This window comes from Massilia psychrophila, from assembly GCF_002760665.1.
GTDB lineage: Bacteria > Pseudomonadota > Gammaproteobacteria > Burkholderiales > Burkholderiaceae_D > JAFCUW01.
Genome location: NZ_PDOB01000001.1, coordinates 379,054 through 399,782, shown reverse-complemented (window position 1 = coordinate 399,782; position 20,729 = coordinate 379,054). Strand labels below are relative to the sequence as shown.

At 64.2% G+C, this 20,729-nt stretch carries 20 protein-coding genes and 1 pseudogene; 8 read left to right on the top strand and 13 right to left on the bottom strand.

All coding sequences use genetic code 11. From position 1 onward, the window contains the following. Positions 1-26 precede the first annotated feature (26 nt). The 7 genes from CR103_RS01880 to CR103_RS01850 all read left to right on the top strand — a co-directional run bounded on the left by CR103_RS01880 (position 27) and on the right by CR103_RS01850 (position 8,020). Positions 27-905: a CorC family transporter gene (locus CR103_RS01880; protein ID WP_099914277.1), complete on the top strand. Its 879-nt coding sequence runs from the start codon at positions 27-29 to the stop codon at positions 903-905. After that, positions 905-2,479: an apolipoprotein N-acyltransferase gene (gene lnt, locus CR103_RS01875; protein WP_099914276.1), complete on the top strand. Its 1,575-nt coding sequence runs from the start codon at positions 905-907 to the stop codon at positions 2,477-2,479. The genes CR103_RS01880 and lnt overlap by 1 nt, the downstream gene beginning before the upstream one ends. Before the next feature lie 153 nt (positions 2,480-2,632). Next, a complete protein-coding gene (gene glyQ / locus CR103_RS01870) occupies positions 2,633-3,547 on the top strand; it encodes a glycine--tRNA ligase subunit alpha (RefSeq protein ID WP_099914275.1) in 915 nt (304 codons plus the stop codon). 25 nt (positions 3,548-3,572) lie between these two features. Beyond that, positions 3,573-5,660 carry a glycine--tRNA ligase subunit beta gene (glyS, locus tag CR103_RS01865; protein WP_099914274.1) on the top strand — a complete coding sequence of 696 codons (2,088 nt, stop codon included), beginning with the start codon at positions 3,573-3,575 and terminating at the stop codon, positions 5,658-5,660. Between the two features lie 60 nt (positions 5,661-5,720). Then, on the top strand, positions 5,721-6,272 hold the full coding sequence (gene gmhB, locus CR103_RS01860) for a D-glycero-beta-D-manno-heptose 1,7-bisphosphate 7-phosphatase (RefSeq protein ID WP_099914273.1): 552 nt from the start codon (positions 5,721-5,723) through the stop codon (positions 6,270-6,272). 45 nt (positions 6,273-6,317) lie between these two features. Next, positions 6,318-7,058 (top strand): lysophospholipid acyltransferase family protein, encoded by a 741-nt coding sequence (locus CR103_RS01855; RefSeq protein ID WP_099914272.1) that lies wholly within the window; start codon positions 6,318-6,320, stop codon positions 7,056-7,058. A gap of 44 nt (positions 7,059-7,102) precedes the next feature. Beyond that, the gene (locus tag CR103_RS01850) at positions 7,103-8,020 is read left to right on the top strand and encodes a M48 family metallopeptidase (RefSeq protein WP_099914335.1); all 918 of its coding nucleotides are present in this window, start codon (positions 7,103-7,105) and stop codon (positions 8,018-8,020) included. Positions 8,021-8,034: 14 nt separating this feature from the next. Here the strand turns inward: CR103_RS01850 and CR103_RS01845 are convergent, their stop codons facing one another. The 7 genes and pseudogenes from CR103_RS01845 to rfbC form a co-directional block, all read right to left on the bottom strand. Next, positions 8,035-8,601 carry a YcxB family protein gene (locus tag CR103_RS01845; RefSeq protein WP_099914271.1) on the bottom strand — a complete coding sequence of 189 codons (567 nt, stop codon included), beginning with the start codon at positions 8,599-8,601 and terminating at the stop codon, positions 8,035-8,037. A 56-nt stretch (positions 8,602-8,657) separates the two neighbouring features. Next, a complete protein-coding gene (gene waaA / locus CR103_RS01840) occupies positions 8,658-9,938 on the bottom strand; it encodes a lipid IV(A) 3-deoxy-D-manno-octulosonic acid transferase (RefSeq protein WP_099914270.1) in 1,281 nt (426 codons plus the stop codon). Next, the gene (gene waaC, locus CR103_RS01835) at positions 9,935-10,945 is read right to left on the bottom strand and encodes a lipopolysaccharide heptosyltransferase I (protein WP_099914334.1); all 1,011 of its coding nucleotides are present in this window, start codon (positions 10,943-10,945) and stop codon (positions 9,935-9,937) included. The genes waaA and waaC overlap by 4 nt, the downstream gene beginning before the upstream one ends. 75 nt (positions 10,946-11,020) lie before the next feature. Continuing rightward, entirely contained in the window at positions 11,021-12,412 is a 1,392-nt protein-coding gene (locus CR103_RS01830; protein ID WP_099914269.1) for a phosphomannomutase/phosphoglucomutase, read from the bottom strand. A 199-nt stretch (positions 12,413-12,611) separates the two neighbouring features. Beyond that, a complete protein-coding gene (locus tag CR103_RS01825; RefSeq protein ID WP_099914268.1) occupies positions 12,612-12,920 on the bottom strand; it encodes an H-NS histone family protein in 309 nt (102 codons plus the stop codon). Positions 12,921-13,003: 83 nt separating this feature from the next. Further along, positions 13,004-14,098: a glycosyltransferase family 4 protein gene (locus CR103_RS01820; protein ID WP_099914267.1), complete on the bottom strand. Its 1,095-nt coding sequence runs from the start codon at positions 14,096-14,098 to the stop codon at positions 13,004-13,006. Positions 14,099-14,420: 322 nt separating this feature from the next. Next, a pseudogene (gene rfbC, locus CR103_RS01815) lies at positions 14,421-14,954 on the bottom strand (dTDP-4-dehydrorhamnose 3,5-epimerase). Positions 14,955-15,079: 125 nt separating this feature from the next. Here rfbC and CR103_RS01810 point away from each other — a divergent pair. Next, a complete protein-coding gene (locus CR103_RS01810) occupies positions 15,080-15,952 on the top strand; it encodes a symmetrical bis(5'-nucleosyl)-tetraphosphatase (RefSeq protein WP_099914266.1) in 873 nt (290 codons plus the stop codon). Positions 15,953-15,954: 2 nt separating this feature from the next. Here CR103_RS01810 and CR103_RS01805 read toward each other — a convergent pair whose 3' ends face one another. The 6 genes from CR103_RS01805 to CR103_RS01780 form a co-directional block, all read right to left on the bottom strand. After that, on the bottom strand, positions 15,955-16,680 hold the full coding sequence (locus CR103_RS01805; protein ID WP_099914265.1) for a lysophospholipid acyltransferase family protein: 726 nt from the start codon (positions 16,678-16,680) through the stop codon (positions 15,955-15,957). A 121-nt stretch (positions 16,681-16,801) separates the two neighbouring features. After that, complete coding sequence (locus CR103_RS01800; protein WP_099914264.1) at positions 16,802-18,130, bottom strand: dihydroorotase; 1,329 nt, start codon at positions 18,128-18,130, stop codon at positions 16,802-16,804. After that, a complete protein-coding gene (locus CR103_RS01795; RefSeq protein ID WP_099914333.1) occupies positions 18,127-19,092 on the bottom strand; it encodes an aspartate carbamoyltransferase catalytic subunit in 966 nt (321 codons plus the stop codon). The genes CR103_RS01800 and CR103_RS01795 overlap by 4 nt, the downstream gene beginning before the upstream one ends. Then, a complete protein-coding gene (gene pyrR / locus CR103_RS01790; protein ID WP_099914263.1) occupies positions 19,085-19,627 on the bottom strand; it encodes a bifunctional pyr operon transcriptional regulator/uracil phosphoribosyltransferase PyrR in 543 nt (180 codons plus the stop codon). Before pyrR ends, CR103_RS01795 begins: the two co-directional genes overlap by 8 nt. Further along, positions 19,611-20,006, bottom strand: coding sequence for a Holliday junction resolvase RuvX (gene ruvX / locus CR103_RS01785; RefSeq protein ID WP_099914262.1), 396 nt, complete (start codon positions 20,004-20,006; stop codon positions 19,611-19,613). Before ruvX ends, pyrR begins: the two co-directional genes overlap by 17 nt. Continuing rightward, positions 20,006-20,665 carry a YqgE/AlgH family protein gene (locus CR103_RS01780; protein WP_099914261.1) on the bottom strand — a complete coding sequence of 220 codons (660 nt, stop codon included), beginning with the start codon at positions 20,663-20,665 and terminating at the stop codon, positions 20,006-20,008. The genes ruvX and CR103_RS01780 overlap by 1 nt, the downstream gene beginning before the upstream one ends. Positions 20,666-20,729 lie beyond the last annotated feature (64 nt).

The following is a 20,729-nucleotide window of genomic DNA, read 5'->3' as shown; positions in this document are numbered from 1 at the left end:
TATCGCGACAACGGCTCACGCCAACTATGCCAGAGCACCCTACTGACGTCCGCACGGACGCCAAGCCCCACCGGTCACTGTTTGAACGCCTGACCGCAATGATCTCTCCAGAGCCCGAAAACCGCGCCGAGCTGCTCGAAGTACTGCACGACGCCCACGAACGCAGCCTGATCGACGCCGATGCATTGTCGATGATCGAGGGCGTGTTCCAGGTTTCGGACCTGTCGGCGCGCGACATCATGGTGCCGCGCTCGCAGATGGACGTCATCGACATCAGCAAACCGATCGAAGAATGGATGCCCAGCGTGCTGTCCACCGCCCACTCGCGCTTTCCGGCGATCGAGGGCGAGCGCGACAAGGTGGTCGGCATCCTGCTCGCCAAGGACTTGCTGCGCTACTACGCGGAAGAATCGTTCGAGGTGCGCGACATGCTGCGCCCGGCCATTTTCATTCCCGAGTCGAAGCGCCTGAACGTGCTGCTGCGCGACTTTCGCGCCAATCACAATCACATGGCGATCGTGGTCGATGAATACAGCGGCGTGGCCGGTTTGATCACGATCGAAGACGTCTTGGAGCAGATCGTCGGCGACATCGAGGACGAGTACGACTTCGATGAGGTAGAAGACAACGTCCTGTCGATCAAGGAAGGCCAGTTTGGCCCGCGCTGGCGCGTCAAGGCGCTGACCGAACTCGAACAGTTCAACCAAGAGATCGGCGCGGCGCTGGTCGACGACGACGTCGACACCATCGGCGGGCTGGTTGCCAACCACCTCGGCCGCATGCCGCACAAGGGCGAATTGTTCGACGTCGACGGCCTGCGTTTCGAAGTACTGCGCGCCGATGCCCGCCAGATCCACGTGCTGCTGGTCGAGCGCCTGCCGCAACCCGAGGACGAACGCGACTGATGCCGCGCCGTCCCGGGGCCGCTACCGCCATTGCCGGCGCTGCCGGCGCGACGCCGCGCGGCACCGCCATGCCGATGCTGTTGGCCGCGCTGGCCGGCGGCCTGTCCTTGTTCACGTTCGCCCCGTTCGGCGCCTGGCCGCTGCAGTTTCCTCTGCTCGCTTTTCTGTTTTACCAGGTCGGCATGGATACCTCGGTAAAGCGTGCCACCTTGATCGGTTGGGCTTTCGGCCTGGGCTGGTCGGTCGCCGGCATGCACTGGCTGTACATTGCGATGAACCGCTTCGGCGGCCTGGCGGCGCCACTGGCCGCGCTGGCGATCGTACTGCTGGGCGCCTACATGGGACTGTTCGCCGCCTTCGCCACGGGCGTCGCGGCCTGGCTGCGGCGGCGCTGGTCGCTGCCGGTGGCCGCCTTCCTGATGCTGGCGCTGCCGGTCAGCTGGGGACTGTCCGAATGGATGCGCGGCTGGGTTTTCACCGGTTTTCCGTGGGCCGCCTCCGGTTACGCCCATAACGCCAGCCCGCTGGCGGGCTTCGCGCCGCTGGTCGGCGTCTACGGCATCGGCGTGCTGGTTGCACTGGGCGCAAGCTGCCTGACGATGCTGACCCAGCGCGCGCGCTGGCCCGCCATCGGCCTGCTGTGCGCGCTGATGGCGACCGGCTACGGCCTGCGCGCCATCGACTGGACCCGTCCGCACGGCGCGCCCATCTCGGTGCGCCTGCTGCAAGGCAGTGTGGCGCAGGGCGAAAAATTCGAGGCCGAATACATCCACAAGGCGCTGGCCCTGTACCGCGACCTGATCATCGCCGCGCCGGCCGACCTGATCGCTACGCCGGAGACGGCAATCGTGCTGTTCCCTCAGCAGTTGCCGCCCGACTACTTACCCAGCCTGGCACGGTTCGCGCGCGACACCGGCAGCAGCCTGATGTATGGAATTCCGTTTTCCGACAGCCCGACGCAGTTCACCAACAGCGTGGCCGGAATTAGTCCGTCCGGGCAGACTTACCGTTTCGACAAGCAGCACCTGGTGCCGTTCGGCGAGTTCGTGCCGCAAGGTTTTCGCTGGTTCGTCGACATGATGCAAATCCCGCTGGGCGACTTCAACCGCGGCGCGGCGATCCAGCCGCCGTTCGCTGTCAAGGACCAGCTGGTGCTGCCGAACGTCTGTTACGAAGACGCGTTTGGCGAGGAAATTGCCAGCCAGTTGCGCGGCTCGCCGCGGCCGGCGACAATATTGCTGAACGCGTCGAACCTGGCATGGTACGGCGAGTCGGTGGCAATTCCCCAGCACTTGCAGATTTCGCGTATGCGATCGCTGGAGACCGGGCGCCCGATGCTGCGCGCCACCAATACCGGCGCCACCGCCGTCATCGACGCCCACGGCAACGTGACTGCCGTGCTGCCGTTCTATGGCCGCGGCGTGTTGTCGGCCAGCGTGCAGGGCATGCAAGGCATGACACCGTATATCCGTTTCGGCAATTTGCTGTTCCTGGCGCTGGCGGCGCTGGCACTGGCGACTGCGTGGTACTCGGGCAAGAAATATCGTACGAGCACAGTCTCTTTGGCTAAGTAGTGGCCCAGATGTGACTCAGAAGTAACTCAGATGTAGCCCAATCCCGGCGCCATTGCCACATCGGTTCCCAGCCGTTGGGCAAAAGCCGCTAAAATTAGCTGTTTAGCACATTCACCTACTTGTTCGCGCCCCGATGCGCGGCGCCACGCCACGATGCTCACATTCCAACAAATTATTTTGACCTTGCAATCCTACTGGGACAAGCAAGGCTGCGCCCTGCTCCAGCCCTACGACATGGAAGTCGGCGCCGGCACTTTCCACACTGGCACGTTTTTACGCGCGATCGGCCCCGAGCATTGGCGCGCCGCCTACGTGCAGCCGTCGCGCCGCCCGAAAGACGGCCGCTACGGCGAGAACCCGAACCGCCTGCAGCATTATTACCAGTACCAAGTGGTGCTCAAGCCGGCGCCGGAAAACATCCTCGACCTGTACCTCGGTTCGCTCGAGGCACTCGGCCTGGACCTCAAGCAGAACGACGTGCGCTTCGTCGAGGACGACTGGGAAAGCCCGACCCTGGGCGCCTGGGGTCTTGGCTGGGAGGTCTGGCTGAACGGCATGGAAGTGACCCAGTTCACCTACTTCCAGCAGGTCGGCGGTCTCGACTGCAAGCCAGTGCTTGGCGAAATCACCTACGGCATCGAGCGCCTGGCGATGTACCTGCAAGGCGTCGAGAACGTCTACGACCTGGTGTGGACCGAGTGGGAAGAAGACGGCGCCAGGAAAACGCTGTCATACGGCGACGTCTACCACCAGAACGAAGTCGAGCAGTCGACCTACAACTTCGAGCACGCCAACACTGATTTGCTGTTCGCCGCGTTTGCCAATCATGAAGCGGAAGCGAAGCGGCTGGTCGAACTGGCGCTGACCTTGCCCGCCTACGAGCAGATCATGAAGGCGTCGCACAGCTTCAACATGTTGGATGCGCGCGGCGCCATCTCGGTGACCGAGCGCGCCGCCTACATCGGTCGCGTGCGCACTTTGTCGCGCCTGGTGGCCCAGGCCTATTACGACTCGCGCGAAAAACTCGGCTTCCCGATGGCGCCGCGCGCCGCGGCAATCCCTGCCTGAGTCCCCGAAAAAAAAGAAAATACAAATGAACCAGACCTTACTCGTCGAACTGCTGACCGAAGAACTGCCGCCCAAGGCGCTCGCCAAACTGGCCGCGGCGTTCGCCGCCGGCATTGCCAACGGCCTCGCATTGCGCAACTTTACGGACACCGGCAGCGTCACCACCACCTTCGCCACGCCGCGCCGGCTTGCCGTCATGATCACCGAAGTGCGCGCCACTTCGCCCGACAAGTCGATCCGCGAAAAAGTGCTGCCGGTCTCGGTCGCGCTCGACGCCGACGGTAACCCGACCGCGCCGCTGGCCAAGAAGCTGGCCGCGATGGGCCGCGCGGACGTCACCGTGGCCCAGCTCGAGCGCGCCACCGACGGCAAGGCCGAAAGCTTTTTCTTCACCTACACCGCCGAGGGCAGCGCGTTGGCGACCGGCTTGCAGGCGGCGTTCGACGAAGCGCTGGCCAAGCTGCCGATCCCGAAGTTGATGAGCTACCAGCGCCCGGATGGCGCCACCGTGCAGTTCGTGCGCCCGGCTCATTCGCTGATCGCGCTGTTGGGCGAAGCGATCGTGCCGATCCGCGGCCTTGGTCTTAGCGCCGGGCGCACCACGCTCGGTCACCGTTTCCTGTCGAACGGCGCCGAAATCGCCATCACGCATCCGGTCAATTATTGCGGTTTGCTGGAAAACGAAGGCAAGGTCATCGCCAGCCTGGAGCGGCGCAAGGAAGCGATCCGCGCCGCCCTGCTTGAAAAAGCCGGCGCCGACCAGGTCCTGATGCCCGAAGCGCTGCTCGATGAAGTCGCCGCGCTGGTCGAATGGCCGGTCGTCTACGAGTGCAACTTCGAGGAAGAATTCCTGGCGGTGCCGCAGGAATGCCTGATCCTGACGATGCAGACCAACCAGAAGTATTTTGCGCTGACCGACAGCGTTGGCAAGCTGCGTTCGCGCTTCCTGATCGTCTCGAACATCGAAACGACGGACCCGCGCCACATCATCGGCGGCAACGAGCGCGTGGTGCGCCCGCGCCTGTCCGACGCCAAGTTCTTCTTCGAGCAGGACAAGAAGAAGTCGCTCGAAGCGCGCCTGCCGCTGCTGGCCAACGTCGTCTACCACAACAAGCTGGGCACCCAGTTCGATCGCAGCGCCCGCGTCACCCGGCTCGCCGGCGCCATCGCAAAACGACTCGGCTACGACGTGCTGCTTGCCGAACGCGGCGCCATGCTGGCCAAGGCCGACCTGCTGACCGACATGGTGGGCGAATTCCCCGAGCTGCAAGGCATCATGGGCACGTATTACGCGCGCCACGACGGCGAACATGACGACGTGGCACTGGCCGCGTCCGAACATTACCAGCCGCGTTTTGCCGGCGATGCGCTGCCCTCGAGCGCCACCGGCACCGCCGTGGCGCTGGCCGACAAGCTTGAAACCCTAGTCGGTATCTGGTCGATCGGACTCGGCCCGACCGGCGACAAGGATCCGTTCGCGCTGCGCCGCCATGCCCTCGGCGTACTGCGCATGCTGCTCGAAAAACGCTTGCCGGTGGCGATCAGCGAACTGCTGGCCGATGCCGCGTCGGTATTTGGCGAGCGCGCTGGCTTCAAGGATCCGTCGGCGGACGTCGCCGGCTTCATCATCGACCGCCTGCGCGGCATCCTGCGCGAGCGCGGCTTCTCGGCCAACGAAGTCGAAGCGGTGCTGGCGCAGAACCCGGACCGCCTCGACGACATCGTCCAACGCCTCGACGCCGTCAAGGCTTTCGCCGAATTGCCGGAAAGCGCGTCGCTGGCCGCCGCCAACAAGCGCATCACCAACATCCTGAAAAAAACCGATACCGCGATCGGCGCCGTTGCGGCCGACCTGCTGCGCGAAGACGCCGAGCTCACGCTGGCCGCCAGCGTGAGCCGCGTGCGGCCCCTCGTCGATGCGGCGTTCGAACGGGGTGATTTTACCGGCACCCTCAAGACGCTGGCCCAGCTGCGCGACGACGTCGACGGCTTCTTCAACGACGTGATGGTGATGGACGAGGACCCGGCATTGCGCCGCAACCGCCTGGCGCTGCTGTCGCAGCTGCACGCCATGATGAACCGGGTGGCCGATATCTCGAAGCTGGCTGCATGAGCGGGCTGAATAAGCAAGTGGATGCACAAATTGGCTGAATACAGCAAGAGGGAAGCTGGCATGTTAAAGATGATCATCCTTGACCGCGATGGCGTGATCAACCAGGATTCGCCGGCGTTCATCAAGTCACCGGCCGAGTGGATTCCGATCCCCGGCTCGCTCGAAGCGATCGCGCGCCTGAATCAGGCCGGCTACCGCGTGGTGATCGCCTCGAACCAGTCGGGCATCGCGCGCGAATTGTTCGACATGGGCAGCCTCAATGCGATCCACCAAAAGCTGCACAACCACGCGCAGCAGGTCGGCGCGGCGATCGACGCGATTTTCTTTTGCCCGCATGCGGCGATCGACAATTGCGACTGCCGCAAACCGAAAGCGGGCATGTTCGACGAAATCGGCAAGCGTTTCAAGGTCAGCCTGAAAGGCGTGCCGACCGTCGGCGACTCGCTGCGCGACCTGCAGGCCGGCTATGTCAGCGGCTGTTTGCCCTACCTGGTTCTGACCGGCAAGGGCCAGAAGACGTTCGACACCGGTGGCCTGCCGCCCGGCACCAAGGTGTTTCCCGACCTCGCCGCGATGGTCAGCCTGCTGCTCAAAACCCCCACGCCCGCCTGATACGCGCGTGCTCGAACGTTTCACTCGTTTTACCTGGAGACTGATTTGCGTAATTTTGGCCTGTTCCTGCGTTCCCTGCTGTTCACCATCGTGATGGTGCTTGCCACCGTGATCTGGGTCTGCGTCTGCCTGCTCGCCGCGCCGCTGCCCTACAACCAGCGGTTCTGGATCACATCGCGCTGGAACGTGTTCGTCATCTGGGCTGCCCGCGTCATTTGCGGCATCCGTTACGAATTCAAAGGTGTCGAGAACCAGCCCAACGCACCGGCCATCGTGCTCTCGAAGCACCAGTCGGCATGGGAAACCATCTTCCTTTTGCCGAACCTGAAACGCCCGCTGGTGTATGTCTTCAAGAAGGAAATCCTGTACATCCCGTTCTTTGGCTGGGGCATGGCGCTGCTGCGCATGATCCCGATCGACCGCAAGCAGGGCAAGAATGCCTTCCGCCACGTAGTCACCCAGGGCAAGCGGCGGCTGGCCGACGGCCAATGGATTATCATGTTCCCGGAAGGGACCCGGATCCCGGTCGGCAAAACTGGAAAATACAAGAGCGGGGGCACCCGGCTTGCGGTCGAAACGAATACGGTGGTGGTGCCGATCGCGCATAATTCAGGTGAGTGCTGGCCCAAGAACTCGTTCCTGAAACGTCCAGGTGTGATCACCGTCTCGATCGGCAAACCGATTTCGCCCGACAATCACACTCCCGACAGCATGATGCAAGAGGTGGAAAATTGGATAGAATCAGAAATGCGCGTCATTTCGCCCCACGCCTACAGCGCTGGTTGAGCGGAGTCGGCGCCTTGATCCGGGACTTTGCGCCACAAACGGCCATGACGTCCCCCAAAATCACCGGCTCCCAACTCGAACTGTTCGCGCTCGACTTCTTCGCCGCGCTGGAACCGACTGCGCCGACGGCGCCATCGGCACCGCCGCGCGCGCTGTTCAAAACGCCGCCGCCCCTGCCCACCCCGCCGCGCTCGATCCTCCCAGCTCCGCCCCGCTTGCCCGATGCACCGCCGCTGCGCCGCATCCAGCTAGGACCCCACGCGCTCGACTACGAGCTGCGCCGCTCTGCGCGCCGCTCGATCGGCTTCATGATCGACGACGACGGCCTGCGCGTCACCGCCCCCAGGCGCATCACGCTGGCTGAAATCGACAACGCCATCCGCGCCAAGCAGCGCTGGATCCTGACCAAGCTGCACGAACGCGGCGAGCGGCGCGCGCTGCGCCAGGAAAAGCCGCCGATGCAATGGATCGACGGCGCCGCCCTGCCCTACATGGGCGGCAATATCACGCTGCGCCTGCGGCCGGCGCAGCGCAGCCATTGCGTGTTCGAGCCGGCGCTGGGGGAACTGAGCATCGGCGTGGTGGCCGGCCTGGCCGAATGGCAGCTGCAGGAGCGCGTACGCATCTGGCTGCGGACGGAAGCGACGCGCGTGTTTACCGAGCGGCTGGCAGTGTACGCGGCGCGGCTAGGGGTGAGCTACAGTTCGATGACGCTGTCGTCGGCCGGCACCCGCTGGGGCTCGTGCACGGTGGACGGCAGTATCCGCCTGAACTGGCGACTGATCCATTTTTCGCTGCCGCTGATCGATTACGTGGTGGCGCATGAACTGGCACACCTGTTGGAAATGAACCACAGCCCGCGCTTCTGGGCCAAGGTGGAATCGGTGTATCCCGATTACGACGGCGCCAAGGCGGCGCTGCGCAAGCGCTCGCAGGAGCTGCCGGTGCTGTTCCCGGATTAGCCGCACCGCATTCCTTAGTGGATGACCGCGACCTTTAGTTGCGCTGCATATGCCGCCAGGCTGTCCGACTGCTGGCGGTCCAGGCAGCGCGCCGGGATCGGCAAGGTGCCGCGTTTAAGTACCAGCAGGCACCCGCGCGAATAGCTGCGGATCGCGCTGACGTCTTGCCAGCCGATCAAGGTGACCCCGCCCGGGCCGGTGCGTACAATGCCGTGCTGGTCGATGGTGAAGCCGTAGGTATGCCGCGCACGGCCCTGCAGCACGAAATGAAAACCGGCCGACCAGGTGCTCTTGACCAGCATGTACCAGCTGGTCAGCACGCCGATGCGGCGCCGGCGGATCAGGTAGCGCGCGTGCTGCCACATGAAACTGACATATTCCCCCAGCGAGTAGCGCACCGAGAATTCGAGCGGCAACGCGACCGCATTGCCGCTGCCATGCAAGCTCGGCAGGTCCGGCGCGGGAGTGTCCGGCAACGGGGTAGCGATCGAAGCGGTATTCGGAAGATCGATGTGCTGCTGCACCAGGACGGCGACGGGTTTGCGGCTGCCGACCGGCTTTGGATGGTTGAACCACAACATGCGACCCTCCGTGCGCCCGCTATGCCGGGCTGAAAAGAGAACATGGTAACAAATTGCTAGTAAATCAATCGTCTCAGCAATTCAACAGTGCGCGCGGTGGCGCCGCGGTGGCGGCCGGCGAACGCCGATGCGCATTGCCCCATCCGTGCGCGCTCTGGCGCGTCCTGCAACAGGGCGCAGGCCAGCTGCAGCATGTGGCCGGCATCGCGCGCGCGCCAGGCGGCGCCGGCGGCGACCGCTTCATCGCTCGCCTGCGCGAAATTGAACGTGTGTTTGCCGATCAGCACCGGCTTACCGAGCGCGCACGCTTCGATCAGGTTTTGCCCGCCCAGCGGCAGCAGGCTGCCGCCGATGAAGGCGCAGTCGCAAGCGGCATAATAGGCGAACATCTCGCCCATCGAGTCGCCCAGCAGGACGTCGACGTTCGCCTCGACCTGCGGCCCCGGCCCTGCCAGCTGCGAGCGGCGCGCCAGCGTCAGCCCCCGCGACTGCACCAGCCGGGCGACGTCGTCGAAACGCTGCGGGTGGCGCGGCACGATCAACAGCAGCATGCCGGCGGGCTTTGACGCCAGCCGTTGGTAGGCGTCGAGGATCAGTGCCTCTTCGCCATCGCGGGTGCTGGCGCACAGCAGTACCGGCCGCGCGCCGGTGCGCGCGCGCAAGGCCGCGCCGACGGTCATCGCGGCTTGCGGCACCACCACGTCGAACTTGATGCTGCCGGTGACGGCGACGTGGCTCACGCCGAGCGAACGGACGCGCTCGGCGTCGGCTTCGGTCTGCGCGGCGACCAGCGAAATGGCGCGCGCGGCGTCGGTCATCAGATCGCCGAAGCGGCCGGCGCGCCGTAGCGAGCGCTCCGACAGGCGCGCATTGACCAGCGCGACGGCGACGCCGCGCTCGCCGCATACCGCGATCAGATTCGGCCACACTTCGGTCTCCATCAGGATGCAGATGCGCGGCGTGAAGTATTTCATGAAGCGCCTGACCATCGATCTGGTGTCGTACGGCAGGTAGGACTGCACCAGGCGTTCGCCGTGGCGCGCGAACAGGTCGCGGCCGGCGGCGCGTCCGGTCGGCGTCATGTGGGTCAGCACGATGCGGCTATGCGGATAGGCCAGCATCAAGGCGTCAACCAGTGGTTCGCAAGCGCGCGTCTCGCCCACCGACACCGCGTGGATCCAGATGGTGTGCCAGCCGGCGCCGCGCTCGCCGTAAAAGCCGAGCCGCTCGCCCCAGTGCGCGCGGTAGCCAGGTTCGCGCAGCCCGCGCCACAACAGGCGCGCCAGCACCAGCGGTAGCGCGATCCACCAGAGCAGGGAATACGTGGTGCGGCTCACGCTGGCCCCGGCGGCGCTGTCACCGGGGCTGCCAGCAGGCGCGCACAGGCGAGCGTCACTTCGGCCACCGTTGGTGGCGCGCCAAGCTCGCCTAGATTGACGATCCGCGGCGACCAGTTGCCCTCGGTCTTCCACTTCGGCGAATCACAATACAGTTCGATGGTCGGACGCACGAAGGCCGCCGCGATGTGGGTCAGGCCGGTATCGACGCCGATCGCCAGCGCCGCGTTGCGCGCCAGGGTCACCGCTTCGTCCATCGACAGCTTCGGCAGCACGACGGCATGTGCCAGGCCGGCGGCGATCAGTTCGGCCTCGCGCTTTTCGCCTTCCGATCCCCACGCCAGCAACACCGGCATCGGTGCCAGCGCCAGGCCGGTAGCGATCCAGTTGGCCGCCGGCCACTTCTTGGCGGCGCGGGCGGTACCATGGAAAAACACCGCGTACGGCGCGGCCGGCATCCATTGCGGGCGCGTCGCCAAGTCGGGCAGCGGCGCCGGCAAGCCGAAGTCGGGTGCGCTGTCGACCTGGTAGCCGAGCGCGGCGGCGGCCACCAGCCGGCCGCGCGCGACTGCATGGGTGCGCGGGTCGAGGTGGACGCTGTCGGTGTGGAAGATGCGCGAGACGGCTTCGTAGCCTGAACCTTCGCTGCCGTTGGCCAAACCGACCTTGCGCCCGCCCGGCGCCAGCCGCGCGGCGCCCATGATGACGCCGGTCTTGAGCAAGCCCTGGGTGTCGAACACGAAGTCGTAGCGCTCGGCGCGCAAGGCGCGCAGGAACGCGGCGATTTCGGCGCGCGTCGGTTTGGCCGTCAGGCTCTTGCGCCAGCGCCGCAGGGCGAACGGGATGATGGTGCGTACGTGCGGGTTAAGGCGGACCAGGCTGACGTAGCCTTCTTCCACCACCCAGTCGATCAGCGCGCCGGGATGGTGGCGCAGGATATCGGCCACCATCGGCAGGTTGTGCAGCACGTCGCCCAGCGACGACACGCGCACCAACAGGATTTTCAGTTGCTTCAACTGGTTCAACTGGTTCAACGGGATTGACCGGCTTGGCTGCGTCGCTTGCGTCAAATGCGGCTCACGTCAGAACGGCAGCTTGGCGTCTGGCTTGGCGGCGACGATGACGCGCTTGAACTCGGCCTGGATGCGCGCCAGTGCCTGCGGCGTTTCGGCCTCGAAACGCATCACCACCACCGGCGTGGTGTTGGACGAACGCGCCAGCCCGAAACCGTCCGGGTATTCGACACGCAGGCCGTCGATCGTGATGATGCGCTCGTGGCCGGGGAACTGGGCGTGGCGCAGCTTGTCGATCAGCACGACGTTTTCACCCTCAAGCAGTTCGAGGTGCAGCTCGGGCGTGCTGTCCGATTGCGGCAAGGCGTTCAGCAGCGCCGACGGATCGCCCACACGGGTCAACAGTTCGAGCAGGCGGGCGCCCGCATAAAGGCCGTCGTCGAAACCGTACCAGCGGTCCGAGAAGAAAATATGACCGCTCATTTCGCCGCCCAGCGGGGCGCCGGTCTCGCGCAGCTTGGCCTTGACCAGCGAGTGCCCGGTCTTCCACATCAGCGGCACGCCGCCGTGGCTGGCGATATATGGTGCCAGGTGGCGCGTGCACTTGACGTCGTACAAGATCTGCGCGCCCGGGTGGCGCGTCAGCACGTCGGCGGCGAACAGCATCATCTGGCGGTCCGGATAGATGATCTGGCCGTCCTTGGTAACCACGCCAAGGCGGTCGCCGTCGCCGTCGAAGGCGATGCCGATCTCGGCGTCGGTCTCGCGCAGGCTCCGAATCAGGTCCTGCAGGTTTTCAGGGTGGGCCGGGTCCGGATGGTGGTTCGGGAAATTGCCGTCGACTTCGCAGAAAAGTTCGACCACGTCGCAGCCCATGCCGCGGAACAGGTCGCCCGCGAACGCGCCGGCCACGCCGTTGCCGCAATCGACGGCGAGCTTGATCGGACGAGCGAGCTTGACGTCGCCAATGATGCGCGCAAGGTAGTCGGCGCGGATGTCGTGGGTGCTGTAGGCGCCCTGCCGCTGTCCCGGCTCGCTGTGCGCGCCCCTGTCGTGCGCGGCGATGCTGTCGTACAGCGCGGTGATCGTCGCGCCATGGATCGCTTCGCCCGCCAGCACCATCTTGAAGCCGTTATAGTCAGGCGGATTGTGGCTGCCGGTGACCATGATGCCGGACGTTGCGCCGAGTACCTTGGTGCCGTAGTAGACCATCGGCGTAGCGACCACCCCGAGGTCGATCACGTCGACGCCGGCCGCCTGCAGTCCCCGCGCCAGCGCGCTGGCCAGTTCCGGCCCGGACAGGCGGCCATCGCGGCCGATCACGGCGCGCTGCTCGCCTTTGGCCAATACCGCCATCCCGAACGCCTGCCCGATCTGGTGCGCCACACCGGCATCGAGCGTCGTGCCGACAACGCCGCGGATATCATAGGCTTTGAAAATCGATTTTGAAAGCGCGACCATATATTGTCTACCTTGAATGATGTCGAAACGGGATTGCGGGCGCAACAGCTGGCATTGGGGCCTGGTCAAAGTCGCCGTCGGGAAGCAGGAAGGGTATTGTAGCGGCAAGCGGGGTCATTGTGAATTGCGGACCCGCCGTTCTTGCCGCTACGGACATGAAACAGTATAAAAATGTACTGCGAACCGTACTGCGGCTGGCTTACACGCGCAGTTTGTCGATCGATTTGCCGCCTTCGACCCATTCTTTTACCCACTTAGGCTGGCGGCCACGGCCGGTCCACTGCAGGGATGAATTGTCCGGATGGCGAAAACGCACAGCGACGGTTCCGGTTTTGGCCCGAATGCCGGTGCCGATCAGGTCTTTCAATGGCACGCCGACGCTCTGGGCGATTGCCAGGATTTGTTCGCGCGCTTTTGCCACTTCCTGGTGCTCGCGTTTTTTCATTTCCTGCTTAACTTGGTCCTGCAGATTACGTAAATCACCTACCGACAAATTTGACAGATCCATCATCGTTCCTTAAAAATAGTGGTTAAAACAAGTTCAGTGAATTATCACCAATTGTCGCAATATACTACATCCGTATTTAAATGCTAGTCCTTCTTGCGCCAGATTAGCCAACGCGGCGCCTTGAATCGAACAATACGCGCATACAACCACACATAGCTGACAATAAACAATAAACAGAAAAATATCAAGACCCCTGTATTTCGCCAGAATACCGTAGCCGGAATAACCGCCATCAACGAAAACATCCACAAATACGGCGAGGTCAGCGCATTGCGTCGCATCAGTGCGCGCGCGTCCTTGCGACCGACTGTCCATTGCACGATGCGGCGGAAAATCAGGCTGTGCAAATGGATACCATCCGGCATTGTCGGCGATTTACCGCGTACAAACATGCGCCGATAAGCCGAGAATATGGTTTCGAACGCGGGATAAATCAGCAGCAAGACCGCATACCAGGTCGATACCTGCGGGTTGCGCACCACCAGCAGCAGCGCCAGCTCACCGAGCATGAAGCCAAGGAAGTAGGCGCCGCCATCGCCGAGGAATATCAGGCCGACCGGGTAATTCCAGATCAGAAAGCCGGCGGTTGCGCCCGCCACCATCAGCGCAGCCACCACCACGAACACATCGCCGACCTGGGCCGCCACATAAGCGAGCGATATCAGCATGCAGATGCTCACCACGCTGGCCAACCCATTAAAGCCGTCGATAATATTGACGGCATTGGCAATCCCCGCCACTGCCAGCACCGTCAGCGGCAGTACCAGCCATACATACTGCAGCGGCAACGAACCGAACGGAAAATCGATACGGGTCAGCTTGGCGTCGATCAGGAAATAACCCAACAACGCCGCCGCCATGGTTAACAGCAGCCGCCAGCTGGCGCTGACCTTGCCGGTATAGTCTTCCAGTATGCCGCCCAAAAAGGCGATCGAGGAACACAGCAGCAACGATAAAAGCCACAGCGCGATCGTCGGCACCCGCCACATCGAAATGGCGGCGGTAAGTACTACCGCGAGGAAAATCGGCAGCCCGCCGATGCGCGCCACATTATGCGAGTGGACTTTTTGGACGGCCGCGAAATCGGCATCCAGCGCCGGCCCGTGCAAGCCCACCTGCTTGATCACAAGCAGGGTCAGCAGGGCAGAGAAAGCGAAGCTTACAAGAAATGAAAACATTATTACTTTATATATACAAGACAGGAGGCGGAGTATCCCGTCCGCACGCTGCAGTCGGCGATATTATCGTACTGGTGACGTCGGTATCGAAACGGCAAGCCCGGATTGTACCGGATTACCGCCCGCCAAAATGCCGACAATTCAGTGTAAATGGGAGCGGTTGTATCCGATTGCGCAATATCGCCATTCCGGCGGAATCCAGCACTTTGCATCATTGAAGACCCAGCCGCGGGGCGCGAATGACTTCGCCCTGCGGTGACCGGCTGCGCGAGCCGTAGGTGTGGCCGTAGCCGACCTGGCCGCTGGCTTGTCACCAGGATGTTCAGGGGAACACGTCGGCGTGCGCCAGCAGTGCGCCGCGCTATCGCTGGCCGATACGATCGACGCGCCGCTGATCGGCCATTCGATTGCCAATGCCGGATCGCTCCACAGGATCGAGCGTTCATGCTCGGGAGCCCGGTAGTCGGTGGTTTTGTACAGGCATTCGGCGCTGTCGCTGGTAACCACGAAGCCGGGCGCGAAGCCGGGCGGCACCCGACAGCAGGACTCCGACCCAGCGGCCGAAAAACGGCGAGGCCGCGCGTAAATCGACCGCCACGTCGAATACTGCGCCGGCGCTTACGCGCACCAATTTGCCTTGCGGCTGCTTGATCTGGTAATGCAAGCCGCGCAGGACATTCTTCGCCGAGCGGTTGTGGTTGTGGTTGTGGTTATGCTGGACAACATTGACGCGCTGGCCGGTCAGTTCGTCCAAACTGCGCGCATTGAAACTTTCGAAGAAGAAGCCGCGCTCGTCGCCAATCACGCGCGGCTCCAATATCAGCACGTCCCGAATTGCAGTAGGAGCAACTTTGATTGAAACCTTGTCGAGTAAGACGTGCGAAGCTCCCGGGCCAGCGATTCGACGTATGGTCTAAAGCTCAATTCTATGTGAAACTGCCAGCCACTTCTTATTTAATCGCCGCGGCAGCCACCACGCTCATGAAAACCTACGCCATCGGCGACCTGCAGGGATGCATCCACGAAACCGAAGTTCTGCTCGATCAGATCGCCAGGGATGCCGGCGGCCCGGCCGACATCATCTTTGTCGGCGACCTGGTCAACCGCGGCCCCGCGTCGCTCGAGGCCTTGCGCCGTGTTCGCGCGCTGTGCGAGGCGAGCGAGGGCCGTATCGACGCGCTGCTTGGCAACCACGACCTGCACCTGCTGGCGGTGGCCTGCGGCGCGCAGCCGGCTTCGAAGTCCGATACGTTCGACGCGATCCTCGCCGCTCCCGACTGCGGCGCGCTGATGGAATGGCTGCGCCGGCGCCCGCTGGCCAAGCTGGTCAAGGGTCACCTGCTGGTACATGCCGGCGTGCTCCCGCAATGGACTGCCTTTGAGACGATCGCGCTGGCAGCCGAGGTCGAAGCCGTGCTGCGTGGCCCTGGCTGGATCGACTTCCTCGGCCAGATGTACGGCAACCTGCCGGACCGCTGGGACGACAGCCTGGCCGGCATTTCCCGATTGCGCTGCATCGTCAACGCACTTACCCGCATGCGGTTTTGTGCGCCGGGCGGGGTGATGGAGTTCGGCCATAAGGAAAGCGCCGGCGCACCAAGCGGATCAAACCTGGTGCCATGGTTCGATCTTCCCGGCCGCCGCAGCGTTGATGTCACGGTGGTGTTCGGCCATTGGTCGGCGCTCGGCCTGTTGCTGCGCGCCGACGCAATTGGACTCGACAGCGGCTGCGTCTGGGGCGGCAAGCTGAGTGCGGTATGCCTGGACGATCGCGCGCTGCTTCAGGTCGACTGCCCTGAATACAAGCCGCACGCCGGCAAGAGCAAAAAAGTGAAAGAAAAAAAGCGGGAATAATACTAGCGCGCCAGCGCCGCCGCCACCGCTTCGGCGGCGTCCGCGGCCAGTTCGCGCCGGTGCGCGCCACGCGCCTCCAACGCCGGCAGGCACACCAGCCGCGCGTGCACTGCGGCGCCGGACAGGATGGCGATCGTGCTGGCCGCAAAAGTAATGTCGCCGGTGAAGTCGACTGTCGGATGCAGGGCGCCCTTGGTGTCGAGGTACTGAAGCGCGTACGGCTGCACCATTACCCCGGCGTCGATCGCCGCCTCGAACAGATTGGCGTGGAACGGCATCAAAGCGCCTTGCGCGGCGGTGGTCCCTTCGGGGAAAAATGCGACCCGCTCGCCCTGTTCGAGGCTGTGCACCAGGCCTTTGAACGCGTGGCGCAGGTCGCGCCGGTTGCCGCGCGCGATGAACACAGTGCCGGCCTGCGCCACCAGCCAGCCCAGTACCGGCCAGGCGCGGATCTCCGACTTGGCGACGAAGCGGCACGGGTGCAGCGAATTGATGACGAAAATGTCGAGCCAGGACACGTGGTTGGCGACCACCAGCGCATGCGCCAGCGGCTCGCCCTGCGGCTCCAGAATGACGCCGCAGATGCCGAGCAGGCGGCGCGACCAGCGGCGGATCGACTGGTCGCGGCGCGCGGCGCCGGCCCATGGGAACACCAGAGCGCAAATGGCGAGCCCAAAAACGAGGTGGAAGAAGACGCGCGACAGGCGAACAGCAAGCTTGATATTCAAATGGCACCAAAGAAAACGGCTGGTGCAGTCATGGCGCTGCTCAGCAGCAGGATTCTACCGTCATGCGCGGCGGCGCGCGAACAAAACCGCCGCGCGCCGTCGTAACTGTGGTTTTAAGCGCTTAGCCGCGCACCGGTCCGCTCTTGCGCTGGTAGGCCACGCGGCCGGCGACGATGGTAACCACTACCTGCCCTGTCATTTCGTAGCCGACAAACGGCGTGTGCTTGCCCTGGCTGGCCAGCGCTTGCGCGTCGACCGTCCAGCGCGCGGCCGGATCGAACAGCACGATGTCGGCCGCCGCGCCAGGCGCCAGCTGGCCGGCCGCCAGCCCTGCCACCCGGGCGGCATCGCAGGTGACCTTGGCCAGCGCGCGCGACAGCGGCCCGGCGCCGGCGCCCCCTGAACGATACTGGCCGGCGGCGTAGTCGTCGGCCCACTTGAGCGCCAGCGACAGCAGCAGTTCGAGTCCGGTGGCGCCGGGCGAGGCTTCGCCGAACGGCAGCAGCTTCTCGTCGGCGTCGACCGGCGTGTGGTCCGAACAGATCGCATCGATGACGCCGTCGTACAGGCCGGCGCGGATCGCTTCGCGATCGCGTTGGCCGCGAAACGGCGGCGTCACGCGCGCGTTCGAATCGAAAAAGCCGATGTCGGCGTCGGTCATGTGGATGTGGTGTGCGCCGACGTCGCAGGTGACCGGCAGGCCTTCCTTCTTGGCCGCGCGCACCAGTTCGATGCCGGCCGCCGACGACACGCGGCACAGGTGAACGCGGGCGCCGGTAGCGCGCACCAGTTCGAAAATAGTATGCAGCGCGATCGTCTCGGACATCACCGGCACGCCGGCCAGGCCGAGGCGCGAAGCGAGCGGGCCTGCATGGGCGATGCCGCCGCGGCCGATGTGCGCGTCCTGCGGGCGCAGCCACACGGTATATTCGAACGTCTTCGCATACTGCAGCGCGCGCAGCAGTACGTTGGTGTCTTCGACCGGTTCCTCGGCCTGCGCAAAGCCGATGCAGCCCGCTTCGGTCAATTCCGCCATCTCGGTCAGCGCACGGCCCTTCAGGCCCATGGTCAGCGCGCCGAGCGGATGCACGTGGGCCTGGTTCAGGCTGCGCGCGCGGTGCTTGAGCATCTCAACCAGGCCCGGTTCGTCGAGCACCGGATCGGTGTCGGGCGGGCACACCAGGCTGGTCACGCCGCCCTGCATCGCCGCCTGCATTTCGGACTCCAGCGTGGCCTTGTATTCGTAGCCGGGTTCGCGCAGCCGGGCCGACAGGTCGACCAGCCCCGGCGCGACCACCAGGCCGGCGGCGTCGATGGTACGATCGGCGACAAAACCGGCAGGCGCCTCGCCCGCCGCGGCAACCACGCCGTCGACGATGAACAGGTCGCGCAGCGCATCGATGTTATTTTTCGGGTCGACCAGGCGCCCGTTCTTGATATGCAGTTTCATCCGTGGGTTCCCGCCAATATGCTCATTACCGCCATCCGCACCGCAATCCCGAACGTCACTTGCGGCAGGATCACCGCCTGCGCGCCGTCGGCCACCGCCGAATCAATTTCGACCCCGCGGTTCATTGGCCCCGGGTGCATCACGATCGCGTCCGGCTTTGCCAGCGCCAGCCGCTCCGGCGTCAGGCCGTAGCTCTTGAAGTATTCCTGCGCCGACGGCAGCAGCGCACCGCTCATCCGCTCGCTTTGCAGGCGCAGCATGATGATCACGTCGACGCCCTTGAGGCCCTCGTCCATGTTGGTAAACACCCGCACGCCCATCTGCTCCAGGCCGCCTGGCAGCAGCGTGTGCGGCCCGATCGCCCGCACTTCCGGCACGCCCAGCGTGGTCAATGCATGGATGTCCGAGCGCGCCACCCGGCTGTGCAAAATGTCGCCGACGATCGCCACCGTCAGGTTGGTGAAGTCCTTCTTGTAGTGGCGGATGGTGTACATGTCGAGCAGGCCCTGGGTCGGGTGCGCGTGGCGGCCGTCACCGGCATTGACGACGTGGACGTGCGACTGCCGGGTGTCGATCAGGTGCTTGGCGATCAGGTAGGGCGCGCCGGACTGCGCGTGGCGCACCACGAACATATCGGCGTGCATCGCGGCCAGGTTGTCGATGGTGTCGAGCAGCGACTCGCCCTTGCTGGCCGACGATGCCGAAATGTTCAGGTTGATGACGTCGGCCGACAGCCGCTTGGAGGCGATTTCGAACGTGGTGCGGGTGCGCGTCGAGTTTTCGAAAAACAGGTTGAACACGCTTTTGCCGCGCATCAGCGGTACTTTCTTTACTTCGCGGTCGGAGATGCTGACGAATGAGGATGCGGTGTCGAGGATATGGTTGACGATCGCCTTGGGCAGTCCTTCGATCGTCAACAGGTGCTGTAGTTCGCCGTTCTTGTTCAGTTGCGGATTAAGCATGGTCATCTTCAATGGTAAGCGAGAGGGTGCCGTCGGCGCCACGCGCAAGCACCAGCGCCTGGGTTGACTCGAGCGGCACATGGGCGGCGACGAAATCGGCCGCCACCGGCAGTTCGCGCCCGCTACGGTCTGCCAGTGCCGCGAGCATGATGCGGGCCGGCCGGCCGTAGTCGAACAGCACGTTGATCGCGGCGCGCGTGGTGCGCCCGGTGTAGAGCACGTCGTCGACCAGCAAGATGGCGGCGCCGTCGACGTTGAAGCCGATCTGGGTCGGCTTGACGTCGGGGTGCAAGCCTTTTTTGGCATAATCGTCGCGGTAGAACGAGACGTCGATGAAGCCGAGCCGGCCGCCCAATTCGGGGCCGAGGTCGGCCGCCAGCCGTTCGGCCAGCCACGCGCCGCCCGAGTGGATGCCGACAATGGCGAGGGCGGGCGCATCGGCGACATTGGTCAGGTCGGAAAGCCCGGCTCGCACCTGCTGTAGCAGGTCGCGGTACAGGGCTTCGGCGTTAAATTGCTTAACAGAGGTTGGCATGGTCGTCGAAGTATTGTTGCAAAATGATAGAGGCGGCTTTGTCGTCGATGACTTCGCCGCGTTTGGCCTGGATCACGGCCGACGAGTAGCGTTCGTCGACCAGTTGGACCGGCAGGCCGAAGCGGCCGTGCAGCTGGTTGGCGAAGCGGCGGCAGCGCAGCGTCATCTCGTGCTCGGCGCCGTCGGGGTGAAACGGTTCGCCGACCACCAGTTTGGATGGGCGCCATTCGTCGATCAGCGCGCCGATTTGGGTAAAGCGGGCGGCGTTGTCGATCGCCTTGACCACGGCCAGCGGTTGCGCCTGGCCGGTCAGGGTGTTGCCCATGGCGATGCCGACGCGTTTGATGCCGAAGTCGAAACCGAAAACAATCTCGACCATCAGGCGTGGCCGGCCTCGGGGGCGAGCATCATCGGATCGATGCCCAGCAATTTGATGGCGGCGTTATAACGTTCCTCGATCGGCAGGTCGAACAGCACGTGGGCGTCGGCACCTACCGTGAGCCAGCCGTTGCGGCCGATTTCTTCCTCCAGCTGCCCCGGGCTCCAGCCCGAATAACCGATCGATACCAGCATGCGCTGCGGCCCATCGCCGGCGGCGACCGCCTCGAGCACGTCGATCGAGGTGGTAAACGCGACGTCGTCGGTCACCGTCAGCGACGACGAGTATTGTGCACCCGGCGTGTGCAGCACGAAGCCGCGGTCGTCCTGCACCGGACCGCCAAACATGATCGGCTCGTTGACGACGGTGGTGCGCAGCCCTTCGGACAGCTTCAGGTCGATCCGCTCGAACAGGATCTCCATCGTCATGTCGGTCGGCTTGTTGATGACGACGCCGAGCACGCCGTTGTCGTTGTGCTCGCAGACGTACACCACGGTGCCGCCGAAAATCGGGTCTTGCATCGACGGCATCGCAATCAGGAAGTGATTGGCCAGGTTGAACCCCGAGGACGAGGGCGCGGCGCTGCTGCCGGGCTCGCCGTTGTGGTCAGGTGGCAGCGCCGGCATCGATAGAGTCTGGTCGACTTTGCTTTTCTTCATACACGTCACTCTCTCTCGTCTCGCTTGGGATTGACCGCCATTGGGCATCGACTGGGCATTGACT